Below are 23,271 nucleotides of genomic sequence, written 5' to 3' on the forward strand. Positions count from 1 at the left end.
GACGGGCCGTCGTCTCGGGAGGGTGGTGCGATCAGTCGTTGCGGATGATCGCGAGGATGCGCAGCAGGTTGGTGTAGATCCAGACCAGGCTGACGGTGAGGCCGAAGGCCGCACGCCACGACTCGCGGTCCGGGAGGCCAGCGGCTACGCCCTGCTCCACGAAGTCGAAGTCGAGGATCAGCATGAAGATGCCGAGCACCAGGCCGGCGAGGGCGAAGACGAAGCCGAGGCCGCCCATGCCGTAGAGGCCGGTGTCGACGCCGAAGAAGCTCAGCACCAGCGACAGGAGGCCCAGGGCCACCATGCCGAACATGCCGGCGACGACGCCGCGGCGGAACTTGTCGCCGACCTTGATGTTGAGGAACTTGTAGGCGGCCAGCGTGCCGGCCAGGGCTCCGAAGGTGCCGATCACGGCGCTGGTGACGACACCGTCGAACTGCGCCTCGAACATCTTCGACACCGCGCCGAGCGCGACACCCTCGAAGGCGGCGAAGGCCACGACGAGGGCCGGGCTGATCACGCGCTTGAAGGAGTTGACCAGCGACAGGATGAACGCGATGCCGGCGCCGAGCGCGGCGCCCATCGAGGCCCGCTGGAGCGCTGTGGGGTCGGCGACGGTCTCGCCGAAGGCGTTGGTCGTGGCGACGTCACCGATCCACATCCAGGTGAGGGCAGCGGTCACGAAGATCACGGCGACCGAGATCGCGGTCTTCTGGACGACGGAGTCGATCGTCATCCGGCGCTGGTCGACCTGGCCGGGGGCACCGGTGCCCCAGCTCGCCGGGGACTCGCCGTAGCCGGGGTAGGCAGCGCCCCCGCCGGCGTAGGTCTGGTTGCCGTAGGCGTTCGACGAGGCGCGGTTGAACTCCTCGGAACGGTTGAACACGGGGTTGTTGCTCTTCATGGTCTCTCCTTGGAGGCCTCCTCCGGAGTCTCCGGAGGTCACGACGCCGTCGCGGTGACGGCGCCTGTCGTGTCGTCCCACTCTAGCCGGGGCGACACAGGTTCAAACGTGCGCCGAGGGGGTGCTGTTCCCGTCACAGCAACTTCTCAGGAAGCGCTCATCACGACCCGCGCTCGCAGTGACGCGCGTCCTCGGCGCGGCACCGGTCGGTGCCGCGTCCGCCGCGCGCGACGTCGCGGCCCGGGCCGCCGAGCAGCACGTCGTCGTCGTACGACCCCACCAGCACGTCGTCGCCGCCCCGGCCGCGCGCGGTGTAGGCCGCACCGCCGGAGACGTGGTCGTCGCCGGGGGTGCCGAGGTAGGTCCAGCGGCCGCGGTTGTGCGGCATCGAGACCCGCTCGACGTCGGCCACCACGGCCCGGACGGGGTCGCGGTGCCCGAACCGCACGACGAAGCGCTCGCGCGCGTGGTCGAGCACGCCCCGGGTGAGCGGACCGGTGTCGAGCACGGCGAGGAGCACCTCGTCGCGGCCCGGGCCACCGGTGAGGTCGTGGCGTCCGGGGCCGAGGTAGACCTCGAGGCGGTCGCGGCCGGTGCCCCCGTCGAGGGTCGAGCGGCCGCCCTCCTTGCGCAGGCCGTCGTCGCCGGGCCCGCCCAGGAGGACGTCCGTGCCCCCGGTGGAGTCGAGCCAGTCGTCGCCCTCGCCCCCGACGAACACGTCGTCCGCGTCCTCGCCGCGCGCCGGCGAGTACTCGTCCCAGTCGTTCATCACCAGGTCGTCGCCGCCCCTCCCGTCGATCCGGTCGCCCCCGCCCTTGCCGATGAGCTGGTCGGGGCCGTCGGTGCCGAGGACGGTGTCGGCGTGGGTCGAGCCCAGCACCTCGACGACGGCCCCGCTCGTCGGCACGGGCTGGGCGACCACGACGGTGTCGGTCCCCTCGCCGGCCGCGATGCCGCCGAGCAGGTCGACGGTGACGCCGGCCGCCGAGCCGGAGAAGTCGATGGTGTCGGGGCTGTTCCAGCCGTCGTCGCGCAGCACGGTGTTGACGCCGGCGTCGACGAGGTCGTCGCCCGGACCGGGCACGAGCGTGTCGCCCCGCGGCTCCGGCTCGCTCTCGAGGAGCGGGGCCAGGCCGTTGGTGCCGCCGAGCACGCGGTCGTCGCCCTCGCCCCCGGCCAGCACGTCGGCGCCGGCGTCGCCGCACACCACGTCGTCCCCGGCGCCCGCGTCCACCTCGTCGTTGCCGTCGAGCGCGACGATGACGTCGTCGCCGGACGTGCCGGTCAGCTCGTCGTCGCCTGCGGTCCCGACGATGGTCGCCGGCCGCCCCTCACAGGTCGGGACGGCGGCGCGCGCAGGTGCCGCACCCGTCGAGGGCACTGCCAGCAGCGCGGCGCCGAGCAGGCGGACGGCGGTCGATCGAACAGTCATGGTTCCCCCTTGGCTGCCGAGGGTAGGCCGGGACCGCTCCGGGCGCGAGCGGCTCGGGCGTGGACGAGCTGGTGCCCCGGCTGGGGTTCGAACCCAGACTGCGCGGTTTTTAAGACCGCTTCCTCTACCGGTTGGGATACCGGGGCGGACGACCTGCGGGACAGGTCAGAGGTAGGTCTTGCGAGCGTAGACCGCGTGCGCGCCGGCGGCGCGGTCGAGGAAGAGCAGGCCGTCGCAGTGGTCGATCTCGTGCTGGAGCGCCCGAGCCTCGAACGCCTCGGCCTCGAGCTCGACCTCCTCGCCGGTGCCCGGGAGCTGGCCGCGGACCACGACGCGGCTGGGACGCTTCACGTCGCCGGTGAAGTCGGGCACCGACATGCAGCCCTCGCGGGCCTTCTCGTTGCGGCTGCCCGAGACGACCTCGGCGTTGCACAGGACGAAGGTGCCGTGGTGGTCGCGGGTCTTGGGGTGCGCGGAGACGTCGACGCAGAAGACCTTGACGCCCTCCCCCACCTGCGGCGCGGCGAGGCCGACGCAGCCCGGCGAGACGCGCATGGTCGCCACCAGGTCGGCGGCGAGCTGGACGACCTCGGGCGAGGTCGGGTCGACGTCGGAGCCGGTCGTCGACAGCACGGGAGCAGGGGCGCGTACGACCTCGCGCAGGGCGCCGGGCACGCCGAGGTCGTCCTCGGTCCAGGCCAGGACGGTGGGGTTGACGCTCACCGGGCTCAGAGCTCGTCGGTGTCGGCCGGGCGCAGCGAGACGCCGACGCCGAGGTCGGCCGCCACGTCCGCCAGCTCGCGCTCGAGCCCCGCCACGTCGGCCTCCGCCGGGAGGTCGACCTCGGCGACGAGGAGGTAGAGATCGCCGGCGAGCCGGGTGGTGAGGTCGGTGATGTTGCCGCCGACGCCTGCGACCACGGCGACCACCGCGGAGACGATGCCCGGGCGGTCGCCGCCGTGCACCGACAGCACCCACGACGAGCCGGCGGCGGCAGCGGCCTGCTCGGCCGGCACCTCGCGCACCGTCACCGTCAGGCTTCCGTCGGCGGCCAGCGGGGCGAGCGCGGACTCGATGTCGGCGTCGACGGCGTCGCCCTCGCACACCAGCGTCATCGCGAAGTGGCCGCGCAGCAGCGTCATCGAGGAGTCCTCGAGGTTGAGGCCCAGCCCGGCGAGCCGTCCGGTGGTCTCGGCGATGATGCCGGGTCGGTCGTGGCCGAGGACGGTGATGGCGTGGAGGGTCACGCGGTCATTGTGTCAGCGCGCGGGCGCGCTCGAAGACCTCGTCCGTCATGTCCGCGGTGAGCCGCCGGGTGTAGGTGTTGTGCGGCGAGGGGTGGTAGCAGCCCAGCAGCGTGACGTCGCCGATCCGCACCTCCTCGCCGTGCCCGAAGCGGGGACGGCGGGCGGGTGCGGGGGCACCGGCTGCGACCAGCGAGCGCACTGCACCGTCCCAGCCGAACGACCCCAGCGCGACCACGACCCGCACCGTCGGCAGCAGCGCCAGCTCCGCGGCGATCCACGGCGCGCAGGTGTCACGCTCGGCCGGGGTGGGCTTGTTGTCCGGCGGCGCGCAGCGCACCGTGGCGACCATCCGCGCGTCGACGAGCCGCTGGCCGTCGCCGGCGTGCTCGCTCGTGGGCTGCGTGGCCCATCCGGTGCGGTGCAGGCTGGCGAGGAGCCAGTCGGCGCTCGGGTCGCCGGTGAAGATCCGGCCGGTGCGGTTGCCGCCGTTGGCCGCAGGCGCCAGCCCGACGACGAGGAGCGCCGGCTCGGGGTCGCCCCACCCCGGGATCGGTCGGCCCCAGTAGGGCTGGTCGGCGAACGACGCGCGCTTGTCGCGGGCGACGTCCTCGCGCCACCGCACCAGCCGCGGGCAGGCCGCGCACACGCTGACCCGGGCCTCCACCTCGGCGAGGTCGGCGTCGGCGGCGAGACGGCGTACGTCGTCGGCGTCGCGCGCCACGGGCGTCGAGGCGACGGCCGGGTCGTCGGGCCACCCGGTGCCGGGGGCGACCGGACTGGTGAACGCTCCACCGACGAGGGGGTGCGGGAGCAGGGTCACCGCGCCGTCACCCGCCGATGGCGGCCGCGATGCCGTGCAGGATGTCGGCCTCGGAGACCCGGTGCTCGGGGACCGCCACGCGGGCCAGGACGCGCTCCCAGATCAGCGCCCCCGCGTCGATGACGTCGGCGCGACCGGGGTGCATGTAGGGCAGCGCACGCCGCTCGTCGACGCTCATCGCCACCAGGTCGGCGACGAAGCGCGCCGTGTCGGCGTTGGACAGCACGGACCCGTCGAAGGCGTCGCGGTCGTAGGTCGGCAGGGCCAGCACGCCGCACGCCAGGGTCTTGATCGTGCCGGACGTGCCGATGACCGCGCGGGCCCGCTCGAGCGGCACCCCGGAGGCGTCGAGGGCGGCCTCGACGTCCGCCACGCAGGCGGCGACCTCGTCGGGCGTGGGCGGGTCGCCGTGGAGGTGGCGCTCGTGCAGCCGCACCGACCCGATGTCCATCGAGACCGCCTGCCGTGAGCCGTCCTCGCCCAGCACGAGCTCGGTCGACCCGCCGCCGATGTCGACGACGAGCACCGGCTCCGCGGGGGCGACGGCCTGGCCGGCGAGGGCGCCGGCGTAGACCAGCGCGGCCTCCTCCTCGCCCGACAGCACCTCGGGCTCGACACCCAGCCGACGGCGCACGCCCTCGGCGAAGACGGCCGCGTTGCGCGCGTCGCGGGTAGCGGAGGTGGCGCAGAACCGCACCCGCTCCGGCGGCACCCCGTGGTCGGCGACGACCTGCGCGAACTCGTCGATCGCGGCGAAGGTGCGCTCCAGCGCCTCGTCGGCGAGCTCGCCGGTGCGGTCGACGCCCTGCCCGAGGCGTACGACGCGCGAGTCGCGCAGCACGACGTCCATGCCGCCACCGGGCCGCGCGGACCCGATGAGGAGCTTGATCGAGTTGGTCCCGCAGTCGAGGGCCGCGACGGTCGTCATGGGCTCACGCGTCGCCGGCGGGCTCGTCGCCGCCCACGCACGGACCGGAGGACCACCACGCGCCGAGCCGGTCGAGGACCTCGTCGCCGAGGGGGTTGACCCCGCGACCCATCGCCAGCGACTGGCCGGCCAGGACGTGGAGGCACTTGACCCGGTCGGGCATGCCGCCGGCGCTGATCCCCTCGATCTCCGGGACGTCGAGCCCGGCCCGGGCGCCGACCTCGGCGCGGGCCTCGAGGTAGCGCTCGTGGGCCGCGCGGTAGGCGGCGGCGAGCTCCTCGTCGGAGGCCAGCCGGGCCTCCATCCCCTTCATCACGTGGGAGCCCTCGAGGGTACCGATGCGGGAGGCGGCCCGCGGGCAGGTGAGGTAGAAGGTGGTCGGGAACGGTGTGCCGTTGGGCAGGCGCGGCTCGGTGGTCACGACGTCGGGGTTGCCGCACGGGCACCGGTGCCCGATCGAGTCGATGCCGCGCGGCCGGCGACCGAGCTGGGCCTGCACGGCCGCCTCGTCGGCGGCGTCGATGCGCGGGTTGTCGCGGTGGGTGACGCCGGGCTCCTCGCGCGGGACGTCCTTGTGGGGGCTCACTGCTTCGTCTTCGTCCCGTCGATCAGGTCTGCGGGCTGCTGCTCGGGCGGGGGCGGGTTGCCGGCGAGCTCCATCGAGTCCCACGCGGTGGTCCACCACGCCTTCGGCACGGTCTTGATGACCTCGTCCGGGTCGTTGAGCGTGGCCTGGGCCTCGAGGGGCTCGCCGTCGGGGCCGATCACCTCGAAGCCGGTCTCTCCCGGCATCAGGTACCCGAAGCGGGCCCGGGCCTGGGCCTTGACGTAGGCCGGGTCGTCCCAGCGCGACTTCTCCCGCTCGAGGTCGTCGATGCTCGCCTCGCGCTCGGCGATCTGCGCCTTCAGCTCACCGATGTGCGAGCGCTGCTGGAGGTAGGCGCGCAGCGACGACGCGTAGGACACCGTCAGCACGGCGAGCACCAGCACCAGCACCGCCGCGCGACCGGTGAAGCGCGGACGGCGGGCGGCGCTGCGCGGTGCTGCGCCCGGCACGGCCGCGATCGTCTCCGTCGGGCGCGCCGGCGTGCGCACCCCGGCGGTCGGCGGCCGCGTGCCGCGCGCGCCGGGGTGCGTCGAGCCGGTCTGCCTTGGGCCGCGCGGGCCGGTCGCCCGCGGGGTGCCTCCGGGCCCCCCACGGGGAGTACGGCGCTGGGACGGCATGCGGACCAGTGTGCCTCGTTCAGCCGCGGAAACGCGGGAACGCGCGCGCACCGGCGTAGCGAGCCGCGTCACCCAGCTCGTCCTCGATGCGCAGCAGCTGGTTGTACTTCGCGACGCGGTCGGAGCGGGCCGGCGCACCGGTCTTGATCTGGCCGCAGTTGGTGGCCACCGCGAGGTCGGCGATCGTCGTGTCCTCGGTCTCGCCCGAGCGGTGGCTCATCATGTTGCGGAAGCCGGCGCGGTGGGCGAGCTCGACGGCGTCGAGGGTCTCCGACAGCGAGCCGATCTGGTTGACCTTGACCAGCATGGCGTTGCCCTGGCCGCCGTCGATGCCGCGCTGGAGCCGCTCGACGTTGGTGACGAAGAGGTCGTCGCCGACGAGCTGGGTCTTGTCGCCGAGGGCGTCGGTGATGGCCTTCCAGCCGTCCCAGTCCTCCTCGTCGAGGGGGTCCTCGACGGAGACGATCGGGTAGGCCGAGACGAGGTCGGCGTAGTAGGCGACCATCTCGTCGGTCGACTTCTTCGCGCCCTCGAAGGTGTAGGACCCCTTGTCGTGGAACTCGCTGGCGGCGACGTCCATGGCCAGCGCGATGTCGGTGCCGAGGGTGAAGCCGGCGGCCTGGACGGCCTCGGCGATCAGGTCGAGCGCCGCACGGTTGCTCTCGAGGTCGGGGGCGAAGCCGCCCTCGTCGCCGAGGCCGGTCGACAGGCCCTTCTTCTTCAGCACCGACTTGAGCGCGTGGTAGACCTCCGCGCCGTGCTGGAGCGCCTCGCGGAAGGTCGGGGCGCCGATCGGGGCGATCATGAACTCCTGCACGTCGACGTTGGAGTCGGCGTGCGCGCCACCGTTGACGATGTTCATCATGGGCACGGGCAGCAGGTGGGCGTTGGGGCCGCCGACGTAGCGGAAGAGCGGGAGCCCGGCGGACTCCGCGGCCGCCTTGGCGGTGGCCAGGGAGACGCCGAGGATGGCGTTGGCGCCGAGCTTGGCCTTGTTGGCGGTGCCGTCGAGGTCGAGCATCACCTGGTCGACGAGGCGCTGGTCGTCGGCGTCGAGGCCGACGATCGAGCCGGCGATGGTGTCGATGACGCCCTCGACGGCCTTCTGCACGCCCTTGCCGAGGTACCGGTCGCCGCCGTCACGCAGCTCGACGGCCTCGAACTGGCCGGTGGACGCGCCGCTCGGGACGGCCGCGCGGCCGAAGGCGCCGTCCTCGAGGAGGACCTCCACCTCGACGGTGGGGTTGCCGCGCGAGTCGAGGATCTCGCGGGCTCCGACGGCAGAGATGATGGACATGGAGATCTCCTGAGGGGGGACGGCCGGGGAACGCCCGCCAGCCTAGTCAGGTCGCGCCGTCACGTCGCCGGGGTGTCCGGCGCCTGCTCCCTCTCGGCCGCCTTCGCGGCGTTGTAGAGCGCCATCACCTGCTCGACGTCGGTGGCGACCGCGTCGCCGAAGACGTGGGGGTTGCGGCGCTCCATCTTGGCCATCACCCCGCGGGCGACGTCGTCGAGGGTGAAGTGACCGGCCTCCTCGGCGATGACCGCGTGGATGACGACCTGCAGCAGCAGGTCGCCGAGCTCGTCGCACAGCGCGGCCGGGTCACCCGACTCGATCGCCTCGACGACCTCCTCGGCCTCCTCACGCACGTAGGGGATGAGCGAGGTGTGGGTCTGCTCGCGCTTCCACGGGCACTCGCGCTGGAGCACCCGCATCTGGTCGGCGAAGGCCTCGAGCGGCGAGCCGTCCGCGTCCCGCCCCGGCGACCCCGGCAGCCCGGTCACGGTCAGCCGCAGCGCTGGGTCAGCGGGAGGGTGCGGGCGAAGGCGGCGTCGGGCTCGGTCTCCAGGCCCTTCCTCGCGACCTCGCCGACCGCCACCGAGGTGTTGGTGTCGACCGGCTTGAGGACCCCGTCGGAGCTCTCGAGCCCGTAGCGCGGGTCGATGTCGATGCCGTGGCTGTCGGGCCACTGGTTGAACACGTCGACGCCGGCCTGCGTGACCTGCTCGTCGGTGGGGTCGGTCACGCCCTGCTCGTCGAGGACGATCTCGCCGACCTGGTTGACGATGTCGGTGGCGAGCGCGTTGGCCGAGGTGAGCTCGACGTAGGTGTCCTGCACGTCGTCGGGCATCGCCGAGGCGGTGCGCTGGCGCTGGGCGACGTCGTTGTTGTAGCTCGAGCCGGGCTCCAGGCCGTACTGGTCGGCCACCGCGAGCGCCTGTGCGCGCAGGATCATCAGCTGGAGCGTGCCCTGCCGCACGAAGCTCATCGGCAGCACCGTGCTCTGAGCGGCGAACTGGTCGCCGAGCGCGGTGCACATCCGCCCCGCCGCGGCGTCGACCTCGCGGACCGTCAGCTCGTCGTCGCCGACCTTCGCCGCGACGCCCGGGGAGGCGCCGGCACAGCTCGACAGCAGCAGTCCTGCGGCCACGGTCGTCGCGGCCGTCACCAGGCGGGCCCTGATCGTGCTCTGCTGCCTCACGCTCACTCCTTGGTCGCGGCTGCCGGCGCTGCGGGCGCGGGCACGCCGATGATGTCGTCGATCACACTGCGGGCCCATTCAAGCAGCCCGACGCCGGTCAGCGGCTGCACGGGGAACCCGGAGCCCTGCGGCCTCGGCACCAGGATCGTGCTGGTCGGTGCCTTGACGACGCTCTTCGGGTGCAACCGCTGCAGGCGCACGACGCGCGAGTCGGGGAGGTCGACCGGCGCGAACCGGACGTACTTGCCCGCCAGCGTCACCTCCTTGACCCCGGCCTGGCGGCAGCGCGCCCGGAACCGGGCCACCACGAGCAGCGACTCCACGACCTCGGGCGGCGTGCCGTAGCGGTCGACCAGCTCGGCGCGCACCTCGTCGACGTCGGCGTCGGTGCGGACCTCGGCGAGCCGCTTGTAGATCTCCAGGCGCAGCCGCTCGGAGGGGATGTAGTCGTGAGGGAGGTGGGCGTCGACGGGGAGCTCGATGCGGACCTCGGCGAGCTCCTCCTCGGTGCTGCCCTTGAAGTCGGCGACGGCCTCGCCGACGAGGCGGACGTAGAGGTCGAAGCCGACGTCGGCGATGTGGCCCGACTGCTCCCCGCCGAGCAGGTTGCCGGCGCCGCGGATCTCGAGGTCCTTCATCGCGATCGCCATGCCGCCACCGAGGTCGGAGTGCTGGGCCAGCGTGGCGAGGCGCTCGTGGGCGGTCTCGGTGAGCGGCTTCTCGGCCGGGTAGAGGAAGTAGGCGTAGGCCCGCTCGCGCGAACGACCCACCCGGCCGCGCAGCTGGTGGAGCTGCGAGAGGCCGAGGGTGTCGGATCGCTCGATGATCATGGTGTTGGCGTTGGAGACGTCGAGGCCCGACTCCACCAGGGTCGTGCACACCAGCACGTCGAAGCGCTTCTCCCAGAAGTCGAGCATCACCTGCTCGAGCTGCTTCTCGTTCATCTGGCCGTGGGCGGTGGCGACGCGCGCCTCCGGCACCAGCTCCTTGATGCGCGCCGCGGCCTTCTCGATCGACTGCACCCGGTTGTGGATGTAGAAGACCTGCCCCTCGCGCAGCAGCTCGCGCCGCACGGCCGCGACGACCTGGCGGTCCTCGTAGGCGCCGACGTAGGTCAGCACCGGGTGCCGCTCCTCGGGCGGGGTGGTGATCGTCGACATCTCGCGGATGCCGGTGACCGCCATCTCGAGGGTGCGCGGGATCGGCGTCGCGCTCATCGAGAGCACGTCGACCGAGGTGCGCATCCGCTTCATCTGCTCCTTGTGCTCGACGCCGAAGCGCTGCTCCTCGTCGACGATGATGAGGCCGAGGTCCTTCATCCGGATGTCGGGGTTGAGCAGGCGGTGGGTGCCGACCACGATGTCGATCGAGCCGTCCTCGAGCCCGGCGACGACCTCCTTGGCCTCCTTGTCGGACTGGAAGCGCGAGAGCCCCCTGATCACGACCGGGAAGCCGGTCATCCGCTCGGAGAACGTCGACAGGTGCTGGGTCACCAGCAGCGTTGTGGGCACCAGGACGGCGACCTGCTTGCCGTCCTGGACGGCCTTGAAGGCCGCGCGGACCGCGATCTCGGTCTTGCCGTAGCCGACGTCGCCGCACACGAGGCGGTCCATCGGCACCGTGCGGCGCATGTCGGCCTTCACCTCGTCGACCGTGGTGAGCTGGTCGACGGTCTCGGTGAACGGGAAGGCGTCCTCGAGCTCGCGCTGCCAGGGCGTGTCGGGGCCGAAGGCGTGACCCTGCGTGGCCTGGCGTGCGGCGTAGAGCTTGATCAGCTCGGCAGCGATCTCGCGGACCGCACGCTTGGCCTTGGCCTTGCGCTTGGTCCAGTCGCCGCCGCCGAGGCGGTCGAGGCTCGGGTTCTCGCCGCCGACGTAGCGGGTGACCTGGTCGAGGGTGTCGGCCGGGACGTAGAGCATGTCGTTGGGGCCGCCGCGCTTGCTGGGTCCGTACTCCAGCACGAGGTACTCACGGACCGCGCCGCCGATCTCGCGCTGCCGCATCTCCACGAAGCGGCCGACGCCGTGCTGCTCGTGGACGACGTAGTCGCCGGCCTTGAGCTCGAGCGGGTCGATCTGCCGCTTGCGGCGCGCGGGCATCTTGCGCATGTCGCGGGTGGAGGCCTTCTGCCCGGACAGGTCGTCGCCGGTGAGGACGGCGACCTTCGCGACCTCGTCGACGAGCCCGTGGACGAGGTGGCCGCAGGTGACCGTGACGACGGCGGGCCCGGCGGTGTCGCCCTCCTCGACGACGCGCGCGGCGATGTCGTTCTCGCCGAGCAGCTCGACGAACCGGTTGGCCGGGCCGTGGCCGGCGTGGACGACGACCACGTCGAGGCCGTCGGTGACCCACGAGCGGATGTCGTCGACGGCCTTCTGAAGGTCGCCGCGGTAGGCGTCGGCGGCGTGGGTGGACAGCAGCCGGCTCGGCACGCCCGCGTCGGCGGCGACCGGGCCGTCGGGCTCGTCGGCGATGCCGAAGGGGCTCACCGACCACCAGGCCAGGCCCAGGCCGAGGGCGTGCTGGCGCACGTCGGCGATCTCGCGGTAGGACGCCGCACCCAGGTCGATGGGCGCGGTGCCGCCGCCCGCGGCCGCGGCCCAGGACGCGCCCAGGAACTCCTCGCTGGTCGCGACGAGGTCGTGCGCGCGGGTGCGGGCGCGCTCGGGGTCGAGCAGGAGCACGGTGGTGTCGGTGGGCACCAGGTCGACGAGCAGCTCCATCGAGTCGACCAGGGCCGGGGCCAGCGACTCCATGCCCTCCACCGCGATGCCCGCGGCCATCTTGTCGGTCAGCTCGAGCAGCTGCGGGTGCGCCTGGCCCAGCGCGGCGGCCCGGCGGCGGACCTCCTCGGTGAGCAGCAGCTCGCGGCAGGGGGGCGCCCACAGGCGCTGCACCGTCTCGAGGGTGCGCTGGTCGGCGACCGAGAAGGCGCGGATCTCCTCCACGTCGTCGCCCCAGAACTCCACGCGGAGCGGGTGCTCCTCGGTGGGCGGGAAGACGTCGACGATGCCGCCGCGCACGGCGAACTCACCACGGCGCTCGACCATGTCGACCCGGGTGTACGCCGCCTCCGCGAGGCCGCGCACGACGTCCTCGAGCGGGCGGGAGTCGCCCGGCGCCAGCTCGACCGGCTCGATGTCGGCCAGGCCGGGGACCTGCGGCTGCAGCAGGCTGCGGATCGGCGCCACGACCACCTTGAGCGGGCCGTTGGCGGCGTCGGTGCCGGGGTGGCGCAGGCGTCGCAGCACCGCCAGCCGCCGCCCGACCGTGTCGCTGCGCGGGCTCAGCCGCTCGTGCGGGAGCGTCTCCCAGCTCGGGTAGTAGGCGACGCTGTCGCGGTCGACCAGGTCGGCGAGCTCCTCCACCAGGTCCTCGGCCTCGCGGGAGGTCGCGGTCACCGCCAGCACCGTCCGGCCGCGCTCGACCAGGCCGCCCACCACGAACGGCCGCACCGCGGTGGGGCCGGTGAGGTCGAGGGCGGACTCGAGCGCGGCGTCGGCGAGCGCCCCGCCCAGCTCGGGCGCGGTGGCGAGGCGCCGGGCGACGGCGGTCAGCGGGGTGGCGGGCACCGGGGATCCCTTCGAGAGCACGCGGAAAGCCCCCTGTCGTCGGGCGGCTGGGGGAGGGTGAAAGTCTACGGGGGCTGCCCGACACCGGGTCGTACGGGGAAGTGTGGGGTTTGCGCCGTGCGTCGCGGGGGTAGCAGGCACCAGACGGCTCGTGGGAACCACGGACCGACCATGCACTCATCCTGAGAGGAACAACGGGGACATGCGCATCACGCGTCTCATCGCCGGCACCGTTTCCGCCGGCCTGCTCGGCGTCACGCCGCTCGCCATCCAGGCTCCGGCCCACGCGGACGGGCAGACCTACACGCCGGTCGTCAACGTCAAGCTCAACATCTCCGACTCGCCCTACGAGGCGCCCTACATGGCCGGCGGCGGGTTCTACGTCAGCGGCGACATCACCGACCCGAGCGGTGTCGAGCACCCGAGCGGCGGCCAGGCCCTGCTGCAGGTCTCGACCGCCTCCAACCCGACGTGGACCACGATCGCCACCGACGACTCCCCGGGCTTCCTGTTCTTCGACGGCGGCTTCACCTTCACCGAGAACGCCCAGTACAAGGTCGTCTTCACCGGCTCGACCGCGCAGGGTTCGTGGGACGACAGCTACGTCGCCGGCGAGTCCGTCGCCATCGCCGCGCCGGTCACCCGCAAGGTGAAGATCAGCAACCCGAAGGGCACCGTCCTCAAGGGCAAGATCACGCCCGGCTACGGCAAGAGCCCCATCAAGGTGCAGAAGAAGGTCGGGAAGAAGTGGAAGAAGTTCCGCACCTTCAAGACCGACAAGAAGGGCGGCTTCCGCTTCAGCCTCCCCGCCCCGAGCCGCGGCAAGTGGATCTGGAAGGTGACCGTCCCGGGCAACAAGAAGTACACCGCCTGGACCAACGCGTACACGACCTACCGCTGAGCCGCAGCGCTCCGCACGCAGCACCAGCGCACGACCTCACGGCCGGTTCCGCCCCTCTGGGCGGAGCCGGCCGTTCGTGTCCCCGGCTCGTCGTAGGGTGGGCACGAAGACCCCGAGGAAGGAACGTGCATGACCGCTCGACGCGCTGCCGCGTGGCTCACCGTCGGCGGGCTCGCCCTCCTCCCCCTCGCCCAGGCGGTGCCGACCGCGGCCGGCACCGCGGTCTCGACCACGACCAGCGCGGTCCCGGACGAGACGGTCGTCGACTACGGCGAGACCGTCGACGTCGCGGTCGACGTGTCCACCTCCGACGACGACGCGCTGACCGCCGGCACCTCGACCCTCTTCGCCCGCCCGGCCGGTGCCACCCGCTGGCGGGCGGTGGAGACCACGTCGTCGGCCTCCTTCGACTTCTTCGCCGTGCGGCCCCGCGCGACGACCACCTACAAGGTCGTCTACCACGGGTACTCCACGACCTCGGCCACCGAGCAGAGCTTCGCGCCCAGCACGTCGAGCACCTTCACGGTCGAGGTCGCGCGCACCATCACCTACCCCGCCGGCGGCTTCGACATCTCCGGCGTGGTGCGACCCGACTACGCCGGGCGTCCGATCGTGGTCAAGGTGTCGTCGGAGCAGAGCGGGGGGTTCCGCCGCTACACCCGGATCCGCACCGACACGACCGGCGCCTACCGCATCTCGCTCCCCCGCCGCAGCGGCGAGTGGTTCTGGTCGTTCGTCGTCAAGGGCGACGAGCGCTACCTCGGCACCCGCTTCAAGTGGCGCACCTGGGCCTCCTGACGCGTCAGTCCACCGCGGGTCCGGCGTCGACCTCGGCCTGCGAGCGCAGGATGCAGAACTGGTTGCCCTCGGGGTCGGCGAACACCACCCAGCCGGTGCCCGGGCCGTACTGCCCGCGCTGGTCGGCGACCTCGGTGGCGCCGAGCGCCCGGACGCGCTCGACCTCCTCGTCGCGGGTGCCCTCGCGCGGGCGCAGGTCGAAGTGGATCCGCTTCGCCGGGAGCTCGGTGTCGGGCACCTCGATGAACAGGACGTGGTGGCGGGTCTCCGGGTCGAGGATCATGCACTCCTCGTGCCCCGGGAGGTTGGGGTCGTCGTCCACGTCGACGTAGCCCAGCAGCTGCTTCCACCACTCGGAGAGCTCGTAGGCGTTCGTGCAGTCGACGGTGGTGTGCGAGACGAAGGAGGTCATGGGTCCACGCTGGCGGGGCCGACCGCTCGCGGGCAAGGCAATTGCGCCGGGTTGCCCTCCGCAGGCGTGCGTGGCACCGTCGGGCCTGCCCCGACAGGGGGCACCCGACGAGGGAGCCGTACCGGGACTGCGACAAGACGGCCGTCGAGGAGACCACCATGGCCTGGTTCGTGCTCGTCCTGTCCGGCGTCCTGGAGGCGGTGTGGGCCACGGCCCTCGGCCGCTCGGACGGCCTGACCCGCCCCGTGCCCGCGGTGACCTTCGTGGTGGCGCTCGGCCTGAGCATGACGGGCCTCGGCTACGCGATGCGCACCCTGCCGGTCGGCACGTCGTACGCCGTCTGGGTCGGGGTCGGTTCGGTGCTGACCATCGTCGTGGCGGCGGCCACCGGCGCAGAGTCGATCTCGGTGGCGAAGGCCCTGCTGCTGGCCGGGCTGGTGGGGTGCATCGTCGGGCTCAAGCTGGTGCACTGAGCCCGGGTCGGCGCCCGTCTGCCGGGTGGGCGTCAGTCGGTGCCGTGGCTGCGCACGAAGGCCACGATCGCCTCGGCGAGCTCGGGGCGGCACACGATGAGGTCGGGCAGCGAGGTCTCGTCCTCGTTGTAGACCAGCGGCGAGCCGTCAACGCGGCTGCAGTGCAGGCCGGCGGCGCGGGCGACGGCGACCGGGGCGGCGTTGTCCCACTGGTACTGCCCACCGGCGTGGACGTAGGCGTCGGCGACGTCGCGCACCACACTCATCACCTTCACGCCCGCGCTGCCCATCGGGACCAGCTCGGCGTCGAGCTCGGCGGCCAGCGCCTCCACGAAGGCCGGCGGGCGGCTGCGGGAGACCGCGATGCGCGGGCGCTCGGAGGTGCGCGGCGGGACGACGCTCGGGCGACCCGTGCTGAACGTCTCGCCGAGGGCGGGCTGAGCGACGGCGCCTGCAGTGAGCTCACCGTCCTCCCACAGGGCGACGTGCACCGCCCAGTCGTCGCGCGGCGGCTCGGAGAACTCGCGAGTGCCGTCGAGCGGGTCGATGATCCACACGCGCTTCGCGCTGAGGCGCGACTTGTCGTCGGCGGCCTCCTCGGACAGCACGGCGTCGTCGGGGCGGTGCAGGGTGAGCACGCGGTCCAGCTCGGCCTGCGCGGCGGCGTCACCGGCGTCCTTGAGGGCCTTGCCCTCGAGGCCGTCGGCCTCAGCACCGGCGCGGACCTCGAGCAGGACGGTGCCGGCGCGCTCGGCGGCCCAGACGGCGAAGGCGTGGTCGTCGAGCGTGGTGGGATCGATCATGCGCCGGATCCTAGCGGCGCCCCGAGCCCGCCGAAGGCCCCCGTCCGGGGCGAGCGGGGCCGTGGCACCAGGTCGGTCGCCGGTTCGGCCTCGGTGTCGGCGCCGACCTCGTGGACCTGGCGGAGCATCGCCACCGCCTCGAGCTGGGTGCGCGCGCCGAGCTTGCTGCGAAGCGTCTTGACGTGGCTGCGGACCGTGCCGTCCGCGATCCCCATGACCGCGGCCACCTCGGGAACGCGGCGCCCGGAGGCGAGCAGCTCGAGCACGCGGAGCTGCTGACGTGACAGGCCGCGCATCTGTGCGACCAGGTGGTGCCTCTTGTCAAGGGCCGCCGCCCAGTCCGCCCGGAGCGCCCTTCGGCGTTCGGCGTCCATCAAGGCCTCCCCCGCGACGAACCGCTCGACCATCTGCGCGAGCTGCCCCACCGAGGTCGTCAGGGTCACCACGTCGACGGCACTGCCCTGCAGCAGGCTGCCCCACAGCAGGGCGTGCGGCTCCGAGGTGACGACCGCGACGCGGACCTGCGCGAGCGCGACGAAGCGGCTGACGGCCTCCACGACCTCGGGCCGGTCGACGCCGTCGAAGATCACCAGCACATGGCCGGGACCGGGGGCGTCAGGCAGCTCCGGGGAGTCGACATCGAGCTCCTCCCACGCGTGGAACTCGACGGGCGCACCGCAGGAGAGCAGCGCCTCGGCCACGGCCTGGGCCACCAGGTCGTGGGGAGAGACCACCCACGCGGTGGCCCGGTTCAGGGTGGGCCGCGCCGGGATGAGGGGTGCAGGGGTCGTCATGACACCTCCTTCGTGCCGCACCTGGTGGCACTCTCGCCGCTGCCGGGTGCGACCGGGTGGGGCCGTCACGCTTGTGCACCAAATGGGGGACAGCGCACATCGGGCCCCGGAGTCCCAGCAAGATCCCCGGGACGTCCGTCGCACGCTCGCGCGAGCACCCCTGGGGAGGGTGTCCTCGGCAAGTCGTGACGCGCTCTCGACCGCTGCTGGCCCCGTTCTGGGGTCGTCCTTGACCATTCCTGCCGGACCTCTAGAGAGTGCGGACCAGACCGGGGCTACCCCAAACGCGGTACGCCCCCACAATCGCTGGAACATCCCCATTTCAGGGGGTTCCAATCTGCACCGGGGAACGCGGGCCACCACCTCAGGGGACAGCCAGGGGAGATGGCACGGGAACCGCACACACTCCCCGGCAGCAGGACGTACACGGGTTTTGTCAGTGGGTGGGGGCAGGAAATGCAGGGGATCTCAGAGTCAGAGGTCGGCCCGCGGGTGGTCATGGCGACCACAGCCGCAGCCGGTCTCCTGGTGCTGGTCGGCGTCGCATCGAGCGGCGGGCACGCGTGGAACACGCTTCCGACAGACACGGCGTCGACGCCGCTGGCCGACGGCCTGCTGAGCGGCGCCTTCGTCGCCGGTGCCGTCGCTGCGGCGCTGGTGACCTGGCGGCGCCACGGTGGCCGCCTGGCCGGCTGGGTCGTGGGCACCGGTGCGCTGGTGGCCGCGCAGTCGCTGGCGGTGACGCTGCTGGCGCTGCAGCTGCCGCCGCCGCGCACGCACACCACGTTCGCGCTCCTCGTCGGAGCCGCCGTCGTCGGACTGGTGTGCGTGGTGGTGCCGCTGCTCGGCCTCGACCGCGTCGGCCACGTGGTCGACGACAGCTTCATCATCGGCCTCGGCATGGGACTGACGGCGGCGGGCTACCTCGTCCTCCAGTTCCCGATGTCGCAGCCGCCGCGCCCGCCGATGCTGGCCCTGGCGGGCGTCCTCGTCACGACCCACGTGGTGACGGCCGCCCTGGTGCTGCGGCAGCGCACGCTGCCGGCCCAGGCGCGGGCCCTCCTCGTGGTGACCGTCAGCGTGGTCTCCTTCGGCCTCGCGGTCCGCTGGGGCCTGGTGTCCGGCGGCGGGTGGGAGCTCGCGTCCGTCCTCTCGCGCGCCGCGGTCGGCGCCGCATGGTTCGGCACCGCGTGGTCGTGCCTGCAGCGCAACGCCGAGGAGGACGAGCGACGCACCGAGGAGATCAACCACGTCGTGTCCACCACCCGCGACCAGCGCGAGCGGATGCACGAGCTGCGCAGCACGATGGCCGGGCTGGTGAGCGGCTCCGCGCTGCTCGACAACGACGACATCCCGGCCGAGACGCGCGACCGGCTGTGGCGCTCGGTGCGCCGTGAGATGGACCGGATGGAGCGCCTCCTCGCCGGCCAGGAGCAGCCGGCGACCGTGATCGACCTCGACGAGGCCCTCACCGGCATCCTGGACCTGCAGCGCCTCAAGGGCCGCACGGTCGAGCTGCACTCCGAGGGCGGCAGCGTGCACGGGCGTTACGACGCGCTGGCCGAGGTCGTCAACATCCTCGTCGACAACGCGGTGACGCACGGCGGCACCGACACCAGCGTCGTGGAGGTGGTCCAGCACGACGACACCGTCGACATCCGGGTCACCGACTTCGGCAGCGGGATCGAGGAGGACCAGCGCGAGCGGATCTTCGAGTGGGGCGGGCGCGCGAGCGACGCACCCGGCGAGGGGATCGGGCTGCACGTGGCCCAGCGCCTCGTGGCCGAGGACGGCGGCTCGCTCGAGCTCGCCGAGGCGGCCGGTCCCGGGTCCTCGTTCGTCATCTCCCTGCCGGCCGCGCGCCGGTCGCCGGAGAACGGCGTGACCGTGGGAGGGGGCAGCCATGGCTGGGACGTCGCGCGCTGACCACCGGGTCCTCATCATCGACGACCACGTGCTGTTCGCGGAGTCGCTCGAGCTCGCGCTGTCCCTCGAGGGCTACGACGTACGTCGCCTCGAGCTGCCCGGGGAGGGAGGGTCGATGGCCACCATCCGGTCGCTGGCCCTGCGGGCCAACCCCCGCACGGTCTTCCTCGACCTCGACCTGGGCCGCTTCGGCGACGGGGTCAACCTCGTCGCCCCGCTCGCCAAGGCCGGGATCAACGTCGTGGTGCTCACCGCGTCGGAAGAGCTCGGGCGCTGGGGCGGGTGCATGCGGCTCGGCGCGCGGCGGGTGCTGCCCAAGAGCGGCGCCCTCCAGCAGGCGCTGGCGACGGTCCGCCGTCTCCACCAGGGCCTGCCGGTCGTCAACCGCGACGAGCTCGAGCGGCTGCTGGACGCGTGGTCGCGCGAACGTCGCGCCCACGACGACCTGCGCCGCCGCCTCGACCTGCTCACCCCGCGCGAGCGCCAGGTGCTCGGGGCCCTCATCGAGGGGCGCACCGTCCGGGAGATCTCGCACGTCAGCGTCGTCTCGGAGGCGACCGTCCGCACCCAGGTGAAGTCGATCCTCAACAAGCTGGAGGTCTCCTCCCAGCTCGCTGCGGTCGGCATGGCCAACCAGGTCGGCTGGCGGCTCGGCGCATGAGCGGCATCGCCGGCGTACGCACCTTCTCGGGCGCGGCACCCGCCGCGGCGACGCTGCGCGCCATGGCCGGCACCCTGCGCCACCGTGGGCCCGACGAGTCGGCCATCTGGGTCGGGCCCGACATCGGCCTGGCCCACGACCGGCTCGCGATCCTCGACGTCGCCCACTCCCACCAGCCGATGCCGTCGGTCGACGGGCGGTGGGTGGTGGCGCTGGACGGCGTCGTGACCAACCACGCCGCGCTCCGCGACCACCTCGACTACCCGTTCCGCACCGACGGCGACACCGAGGTGGTCGTGGCGGGGCTCTCGCTGGAGGGGATCAGCTTCGTCGAGCGGCTGCACGGGCAGTTCGCCCTGGTGGCGCACGACGCGCGCACCGGCGTGACCCACCTGGTGCGCGACCGTCTCGGCGTGCTGCCGCTGCACTACCGGCACGTCCCCGGCGGCGTGGCGTTCGCCTCGGAGGTCAAGGCGCTCCTCGCGATGGGCCCCCCGGCCCGGGTCGACGCGCGCAGCCTCGACGCCTACCTCGCCACCCGTGCGGTCCCCGCGCCCGACACCCTCGTCGAGGGCGTGAAGAAGGTCCGGCCCGGGCACCGCGCGACGATCATGCCCAGCGGCCACCTCGAGCAGACCTGCTGGTGGACGCCACCCGAGCCCGACCCCGAGGGGATCTGGAGCCCGGGCGACGCGATCGAGGCGGTGGGCGACGGGATCCGCGAGGCCGTCCGCGCCGCGCTGGTGGCCGACACCCCCGTCGGCGTCCACCTCTCCGGCGGGCTGGGCAGCGCCCTCGTCGCCGCCGAGGCCCAGCGCCTGCACGGCGACGCCGTCAGCACCTTCTCCGTCGCCCTCGACGTCCACCCGAACGACGCGATGGACCGGGCCACCCGCGCGGCCGCGGTCCTCGGCACCGACCACCAGCACGTCCTGCTCCCCGCGACCGCGTTCGAGGAGCAGTGGCACCGGCTGGCCTGGCACCGCGACGCCCCGCTGGCCGACCCCTCCGACGTCGCCGCGTACGCCCTGGCCGGCGCCGTGGGCGACCGCGTGCGCGTGGTGCTGTGCGGCGAGGGCGAGGACGAGCTCCTCGGAGACGTCGCGCACCCCCACCTCGCCCGGATCGCGGGCCGCACCTCCCTCCTCCCGGGCGCGGTGCGCTCCCGGGTCGACGCGCGCCTCGAGCGCGGCCTCGGTGCGGCGTTCACCGCCGCAGAGCGCCGGCAGCTGCTGGGCAGCGCGCCGCCCCCCGAGCGGGGGCCGGTCCCCACGCCGGGCGCGGACGCCTTCGACCGCCGGGTGCGCGACGACGTGCGCCACCTGCTCCCCGACGACGTGCTCGAGCGCGGCGACCGGATGTGGACGTCCGCGTCCGTGGCCTGGCGTCCCCCGCTCCTCGACCACCGGCTGGTCGAGCTGCTCCTGCGGCTGCCGACGTCGGTCAAGGTGCGGTCGGGCTCGGCCCGGTGGCTGCTGGCCGAGGCGGCGCGCCCGCTCCTGCCCGACGACGTCGTCGAGCACCGTCGTACCCCGCCCCCGCGGGTGCCGCTCGGCGCGTGGTTCCGGGCCGGGCTCGACGAGACCGCCCGGACCTGGCTCACCGACCCCGGCTCGTGGGTCGGCGGCACGCTCGACCGCGCGAGCGTGCGTCACCTCGTCGAGGCGCGCGAGCGCAGCCACCACCAGGACCTGCAGCTCTGGACGCTGCTCAGCCTCGAGATGTGGCACCACGCCTTCTTCGGCGCGGCGCCCGTCGTCCCGGCCCCCCGCGCGGCTGCGCGGGAGACGGCCCCGAGCGTCTCGCAGCGCTGATCAGCCGGCAGCGTCGGCGGGCGTCTGCCGCGCTGGCAGGCGCCTGCCGCGCCGGCGGGCGTGTGCACCCGGGAAAGGCACGGCGGTCGAGGTGGGGGAACCTCGACCGCCGCTGTGGTCCCCTACGAACGTCCGGGCGAGACGTGGGGTTCTCGCCGTCCCGCGGCCGTGAAGACCGGCGGCGGACAGGACGAACGCAGCGAACCCGTGGGGTGCACCTGTCGAGCGTAGGGTCGCCCGTCGATCCGTGCCCATCCCCCCGACTGGGTATGTCCCGTCGCGGCTGCACGGCTATCGCTCATATGCGGCATGCCCCGCAGGCCCTGTCGTTCCTAGGCTCGGAGCACCGGCGGCAGACGTCGTCGGCCGGGTCGTTTTCCGAGGGGTGGGATGGAATGACGCAGGCCCAGGTCAGGGTGGTCGCACCGGTGGAGGGCCTGCGCCCTGCGCCGATCCCGCAGCCGCGGACGTCGGTGGAGGTCGAGCTGCCGGACGTGCCGCTCCTCGCGCCCCCGACGGGTGTCGCCCCCACGACCGGTGTCCTCGGCGGCGACCTGCTGGCCCCGGCGAGCGGCCGGCCCGCGGCCGGCTGGACGATCTGGGTCGACGCGCTCCTCGCCTCCGCTCTCGCCGTGGGTGCCGCCGCGAGCGGCCGCGTGGCCGTCGAGCTCGCGCTGGTCTCCGCACTCGTGTGGCCGGTGCTGCTGTTCTCCGCCGGGCACTACCGGCGCTCCCCCCTCGGCCAGGACCGGATCGCCCGCGTCGGGCTGGTCCTCGGCACCGGCCTGCGCGGCGCCGTGCTGGCCCTGGCCGCGTCGCCGTGGCTGATGGCGCACGACCTCGTCGCGCTGGCCGAGCTGGTGGCGCTGTTCAGCGTCGCGAGCGCGGTCCCGTCGCTGTTCGTCGGCGTGCGCCGCCGCCCGCGCCTGGTCCTCGCCGGACGTCCGCGCGACGTCCGCGAGGCGATGCTCGAGCTCCAGGCCTACGACCGCCACGAGGTGGTCGCTGCCTGCCTGACCCGCACCTCCAAGGTGCCCCTCGACCTGCCGACCTACGTCGGCTTCGACTCCTCCTCGGCCGTCGCGGAGAGCCACGGCGCCGACGCCGTCGTCGTGCTGCCCGGCGCGCGGATGACCCACGCCGAGGTGAGGCGCCTGCACTGGGCCCTCGCCGGCGTCGGAGCCGAGCTCTACCTCGGCACCGGTCTGCTCGACGTGGAGCCCCAGCGCACACGCGTGGTCAGCACCGGGGGCATCGACGTCCTCCACATCACCCCGGCGGTCCTGAGCGGCCCGCGCCGGCTGCTGAAGGACGTCGTCGAGCGCACCCTCGCGCTCGTCGCGTTCCTCCTCGCGCTGCCGCTGCTCGCGGTGCTCTGCGTGGCGATCCGCCTCGAGACCCCCGGTCCGGCGCTGTTCCGGCAGGAGCGGGTGGGCCGCAACGGCGTCCCCTTCACGATGCTCAAGCTGCGCTCGATGGGGGTCGACGCCGAGGCCGTCCGGATCGGGCTGGCCGCCTCCAACGAGAAGGACGGCGTGCTCTTCAAGATCGCCGACGACCCCCGCATCACGAGGCTCGGCGCCAAGCTCCGCCGCTACTCCCTCGACGAGCTGCCGCAGCTGTGGAACGTCGTGCGCGGCGACATGTCGCTGGTCGGCCCGCGCCCGGCGCTGCCGAGCGAGGTCGCGCAGTACGACGTCGACCCCCGCCGCCGCCTGGTCGTCAAGCCCGGGGTGACCGGCCTCTGGCAGGTCTCCGGCCGCTCCGACCTGACCTGGGCCGAGTCGGTCCGCCTCGACCTGAAGTACGTCGACAACTGGTCCCTCGGCCTCGACGTGCGGATCCTCGTCCGCACCGTCCGCGCCGTCCTCGGCCACCGCGGGGCGTACTGACCCGCCTCCCCGACTGCACGCTGCGGCCCCCGCCGCCCACCTCCGTGGGCAGCGGGGGCCGCAGTCGTCGGCCCGCCACCCCGGCGGCAGGTCGACGTACGCCCAGCGGTGGCTGAGACACGTTCCGAGCCCCGAAAAGGTGGGTGGGCCACCGCCACCCGGCGGCAGGTCGACGTACGCCACCCAG

General features: G+C 73.4%; 22 protein-coding genes, 1 tRNA gene and 1 riboswitch. Of the genes, 7 read left to right on the forward strand and 16 right to left on the reverse strand.

Translation table 11 applies throughout. The annotated features are described in order from the left end of the window. Positions 1 to 31 precede the first annotated feature (31 nt). The 13 genes from ACFFJG_RS05710 to mfd all read right to left on the reverse strand — a co-directional run bounded on the left by ACFFJG_RS05710 (position 32) and on the right by mfd (position 12,610). Positions 32 to 904, reverse strand: a complete 873-nt coding sequence (locus ACFFJG_RS05710) for a Bax inhibitor-1/YccA family protein (protein WP_378517634.1) — start codon at positions 902 to 904, stop codon at positions 32 to 34. A 160-nt stretch (positions 905 to 1,064) separates the two neighbouring features. After that, a complete protein-coding gene (locus ACFFJG_RS05715) occupies positions 1,065 to 2,336 on the reverse strand; it encodes a calcium-binding protein (protein WP_378517635.1) in 1,272 nt (423 codons plus the stop codon). Positions 2,337 to 2,405: 69 nt separating this feature from the next. Further along, a tRNA-Leu gene (locus ACFFJG_RS05720) sits at positions 2,406 to 2,482 on the reverse strand. A gap of 19 nt (positions 2,483 to 2,501) precedes the next feature. Beyond that, the gene (locus ACFFJG_RS05725; protein WP_378517636.1) at positions 2,502 to 3,059 is read right to left on the reverse strand and encodes a peptide deformylase; all 558 of its coding nucleotides are present in this window, start codon (positions 3,057 to 3,059) and stop codon (positions 2,502 to 2,504) included. 5 nt (positions 3,060 to 3,064) lie between these two features. Further along, positions 3,065 to 3,583, reverse strand: coding sequence for a glycine cleavage system transcriptional repressor (locus ACFFJG_RS05730; protein ID WP_378517637.1), 519 nt, complete (start codon positions 3,581 to 3,583; stop codon positions 3,065 to 3,067). A 4-nt stretch (positions 3,584 to 3,587) separates the two neighbouring features. Beyond that, the gene (locus tag ACFFJG_RS05735; RefSeq protein WP_378517638.1) at positions 3,588 to 4,403 is read right to left on the reverse strand and encodes a uracil-DNA glycosylase; all 816 of its coding nucleotides are present in this window, start codon (positions 4,401 to 4,403) and stop codon (positions 3,588 to 3,590) included. 7 nt (positions 4,404 to 4,410) lie between these two features. Continuing rightward, positions 4,411 to 5,331, reverse strand: coding sequence for a Ppx/GppA phosphatase family protein (locus ACFFJG_RS05740; protein ID WP_378517639.1), 921 nt, complete (start codon positions 5,329 to 5,331; stop codon positions 4,411 to 4,413). A gap of 4 nt (positions 5,332 to 5,335) precedes the next feature. After that, on the reverse strand, positions 5,336 to 5,854 hold the full coding sequence (locus ACFFJG_RS05745; RefSeq protein ID WP_378519456.1) for a DUF501 domain-containing protein: 519 nt from the start codon (positions 5,852 to 5,854) through the stop codon (positions 5,336 to 5,338). A 59-nt stretch (positions 5,855 to 5,913) separates the two neighbouring features. Next, positions 5,914 to 6,387 (reverse strand): FtsB family cell division protein, encoded by a 474-nt coding sequence (locus tag ACFFJG_RS05750; RefSeq protein WP_378517640.1) that lies wholly within the window; start codon positions 6,385 to 6,387, stop codon positions 5,914 to 5,916. Between the two features lie 187 nt (positions 6,388 to 6,574). Beyond that, positions 6,575 to 7,852: a phosphopyruvate hydratase gene (eno, locus tag ACFFJG_RS05755; protein ID WP_378517641.1), complete on the reverse strand. Its 1,278-nt coding sequence runs from the start codon at positions 7,850 to 7,852 to the stop codon at positions 6,575 to 6,577. Positions 7,853 to 7,911: 59 nt separating this feature from the next. After that, positions 7,912 to 8,340: a MazG nucleotide pyrophosphohydrolase domain-containing protein gene (locus ACFFJG_RS05760; RefSeq protein ID WP_378517642.1), complete on the reverse strand. Its 429-nt coding sequence runs from the start codon at positions 8,338 to 8,340 to the stop codon at positions 7,912 to 7,914. A 2-nt stretch (positions 8,341 to 8,342) separates the two neighbouring features. Beyond that, positions 8,343 to 9,038, reverse strand: coding sequence for a SurA N-terminal domain-containing protein (locus ACFFJG_RS05765; RefSeq protein WP_378517643.1), 696 nt, complete (start codon positions 9,036 to 9,038; stop codon positions 8,343 to 8,345). A gap of 2 nt (positions 9,039 to 9,040) precedes the next feature. Then, positions 9,041 to 12,610, reverse strand: a complete 3,570-nt coding sequence (gene mfd, locus ACFFJG_RS05770; protein WP_378517644.1) for a transcription-repair coupling factor — start codon at positions 12,608 to 12,610, stop codon at positions 9,041 to 9,043. Between the two features lie 202 nt (positions 12,611 to 12,812). Between mfd and ACFFJG_RS05775 the strand changes: the two genes are divergently transcribed. Next, positions 12,813 to 13,511, forward strand: a complete 699-nt coding sequence (locus ACFFJG_RS05775; RefSeq protein ID WP_378517645.1) for a hypothetical protein — start codon at positions 12,813 to 12,815, stop codon at positions 13,509 to 13,511. 129 nt (positions 13,512 to 13,640) lie between these two features. Next, entirely contained in the window at positions 13,641 to 14,309 is a 669-nt protein-coding gene (locus ACFFJG_RS05780; RefSeq protein WP_378517646.1) for a hypothetical protein, read from the forward strand. Between the two features lie 4 nt (positions 14,310 to 14,313). Here ACFFJG_RS05780 and ACFFJG_RS05785 read toward each other — a convergent pair whose 3' ends face one another. Then, positions 14,314 to 14,721: a VOC family protein gene (locus ACFFJG_RS05785; protein WP_378517647.1), complete on the reverse strand. Its 408-nt coding sequence runs from the start codon at positions 14,719 to 14,721 to the stop codon at positions 14,314 to 14,316. An 82-nt stretch (positions 14,722 to 14,803) separates the two neighbouring features. Beyond that, a riboswitch (guanidine-III (ykkC-III) riboswitch) is annotated at positions 14,804 to 14,867 on the forward strand. A gap of 12 nt (positions 14,868 to 14,879) precedes the next feature. On the opposite strand from ACFFJG_RS05785, the gene ACFFJG_RS05790 reads away from it, so the two are divergent. Next, positions 14,880 to 15,194, forward strand: a complete 315-nt coding sequence (locus ACFFJG_RS05790) for a DMT family transporter (RefSeq protein WP_378517648.1) — start codon at positions 14,880 to 14,882, stop codon at positions 15,192 to 15,194. 32 nt (positions 15,195 to 15,226) lie between these two features. On the opposite strand, the gene ACFFJG_RS05795 is transcribed toward ACFFJG_RS05790, so the two are convergent. Together ACFFJG_RS05795 and ACFFJG_RS05800 are read right to left on the reverse strand one after the other, a co-directional pair. Further along, positions 15,227 to 15,997, reverse strand: a complete 771-nt coding sequence (locus tag ACFFJG_RS05795; protein WP_378517649.1) for a 3'(2'),5'-bisphosphate nucleotidase CysQ — start codon at positions 15,995 to 15,997, stop codon at positions 15,227 to 15,229. Further along, a complete protein-coding gene (locus ACFFJG_RS05800; RefSeq protein WP_378517650.1) occupies positions 15,994 to 16,791 on the reverse strand; it encodes a response regulator transcription factor in 798 nt (265 codons plus the stop codon). Before ACFFJG_RS05800 ends, ACFFJG_RS05795 begins: the two co-directional genes overlap by 4 nt. 498 nt (positions 16,792 to 17,289) lie before the next feature. On the opposite strand from ACFFJG_RS05800, the gene ACFFJG_RS05805 reads away from it, so the two are divergent. The 4 genes from ACFFJG_RS05805 (at position 17,290) to ACFFJG_RS05820 (ending at position 23,084) form a co-directional block, all read left to right on the forward strand. Further along, a complete protein-coding gene (locus ACFFJG_RS05805) occupies positions 17,290 to 18,717 on the forward strand; it encodes a sensor histidine kinase (RefSeq protein WP_378517651.1) in 1,428 nt (475 codons plus the stop codon). After that, positions 18,695 to 19,378, forward strand: coding sequence for a LuxR C-terminal-related transcriptional regulator (locus ACFFJG_RS05810; protein ID WP_378517652.1), 684 nt, complete (start codon positions 18,695 to 18,697; stop codon positions 19,376 to 19,378). The genes ACFFJG_RS05805 and ACFFJG_RS05810 overlap by 23 nt, the downstream gene beginning before the upstream one ends. Further along, a complete protein-coding gene (asnB, locus tag ACFFJG_RS05815) occupies positions 19,375 to 21,192 on the forward strand; it encodes an asparagine synthase (glutamine-hydrolyzing) (protein ID WP_378517653.1) in 1,818 nt (605 codons plus the stop codon). The genes ACFFJG_RS05810 and asnB overlap by 4 nt, the downstream gene beginning before the upstream one ends. A 395-nt stretch (positions 21,193 to 21,587) precedes the next feature. Then, positions 21,588 to 23,084, forward strand: coding sequence for an exopolysaccharide biosynthesis polyprenyl glycosylphosphotransferase (locus tag ACFFJG_RS05820; RefSeq protein WP_378517654.1), 1,497 nt, complete (start codon positions 21,588 to 21,590; stop codon positions 23,082 to 23,084). The last annotated feature ends 187 nt before the right edge of the window (positions 23,085 to 23,271 follow it).

Origin of the sequence: Nocardioides zeicaulis, from assembly GCF_042432345.1 — a bacterium.
GTDB classification, from domain to species: Bacteria; Actinomycetota; Actinomycetes; order Propionibacteriales; family Nocardioidaceae; genus Nocardioides; species Nocardioides zeicaulis.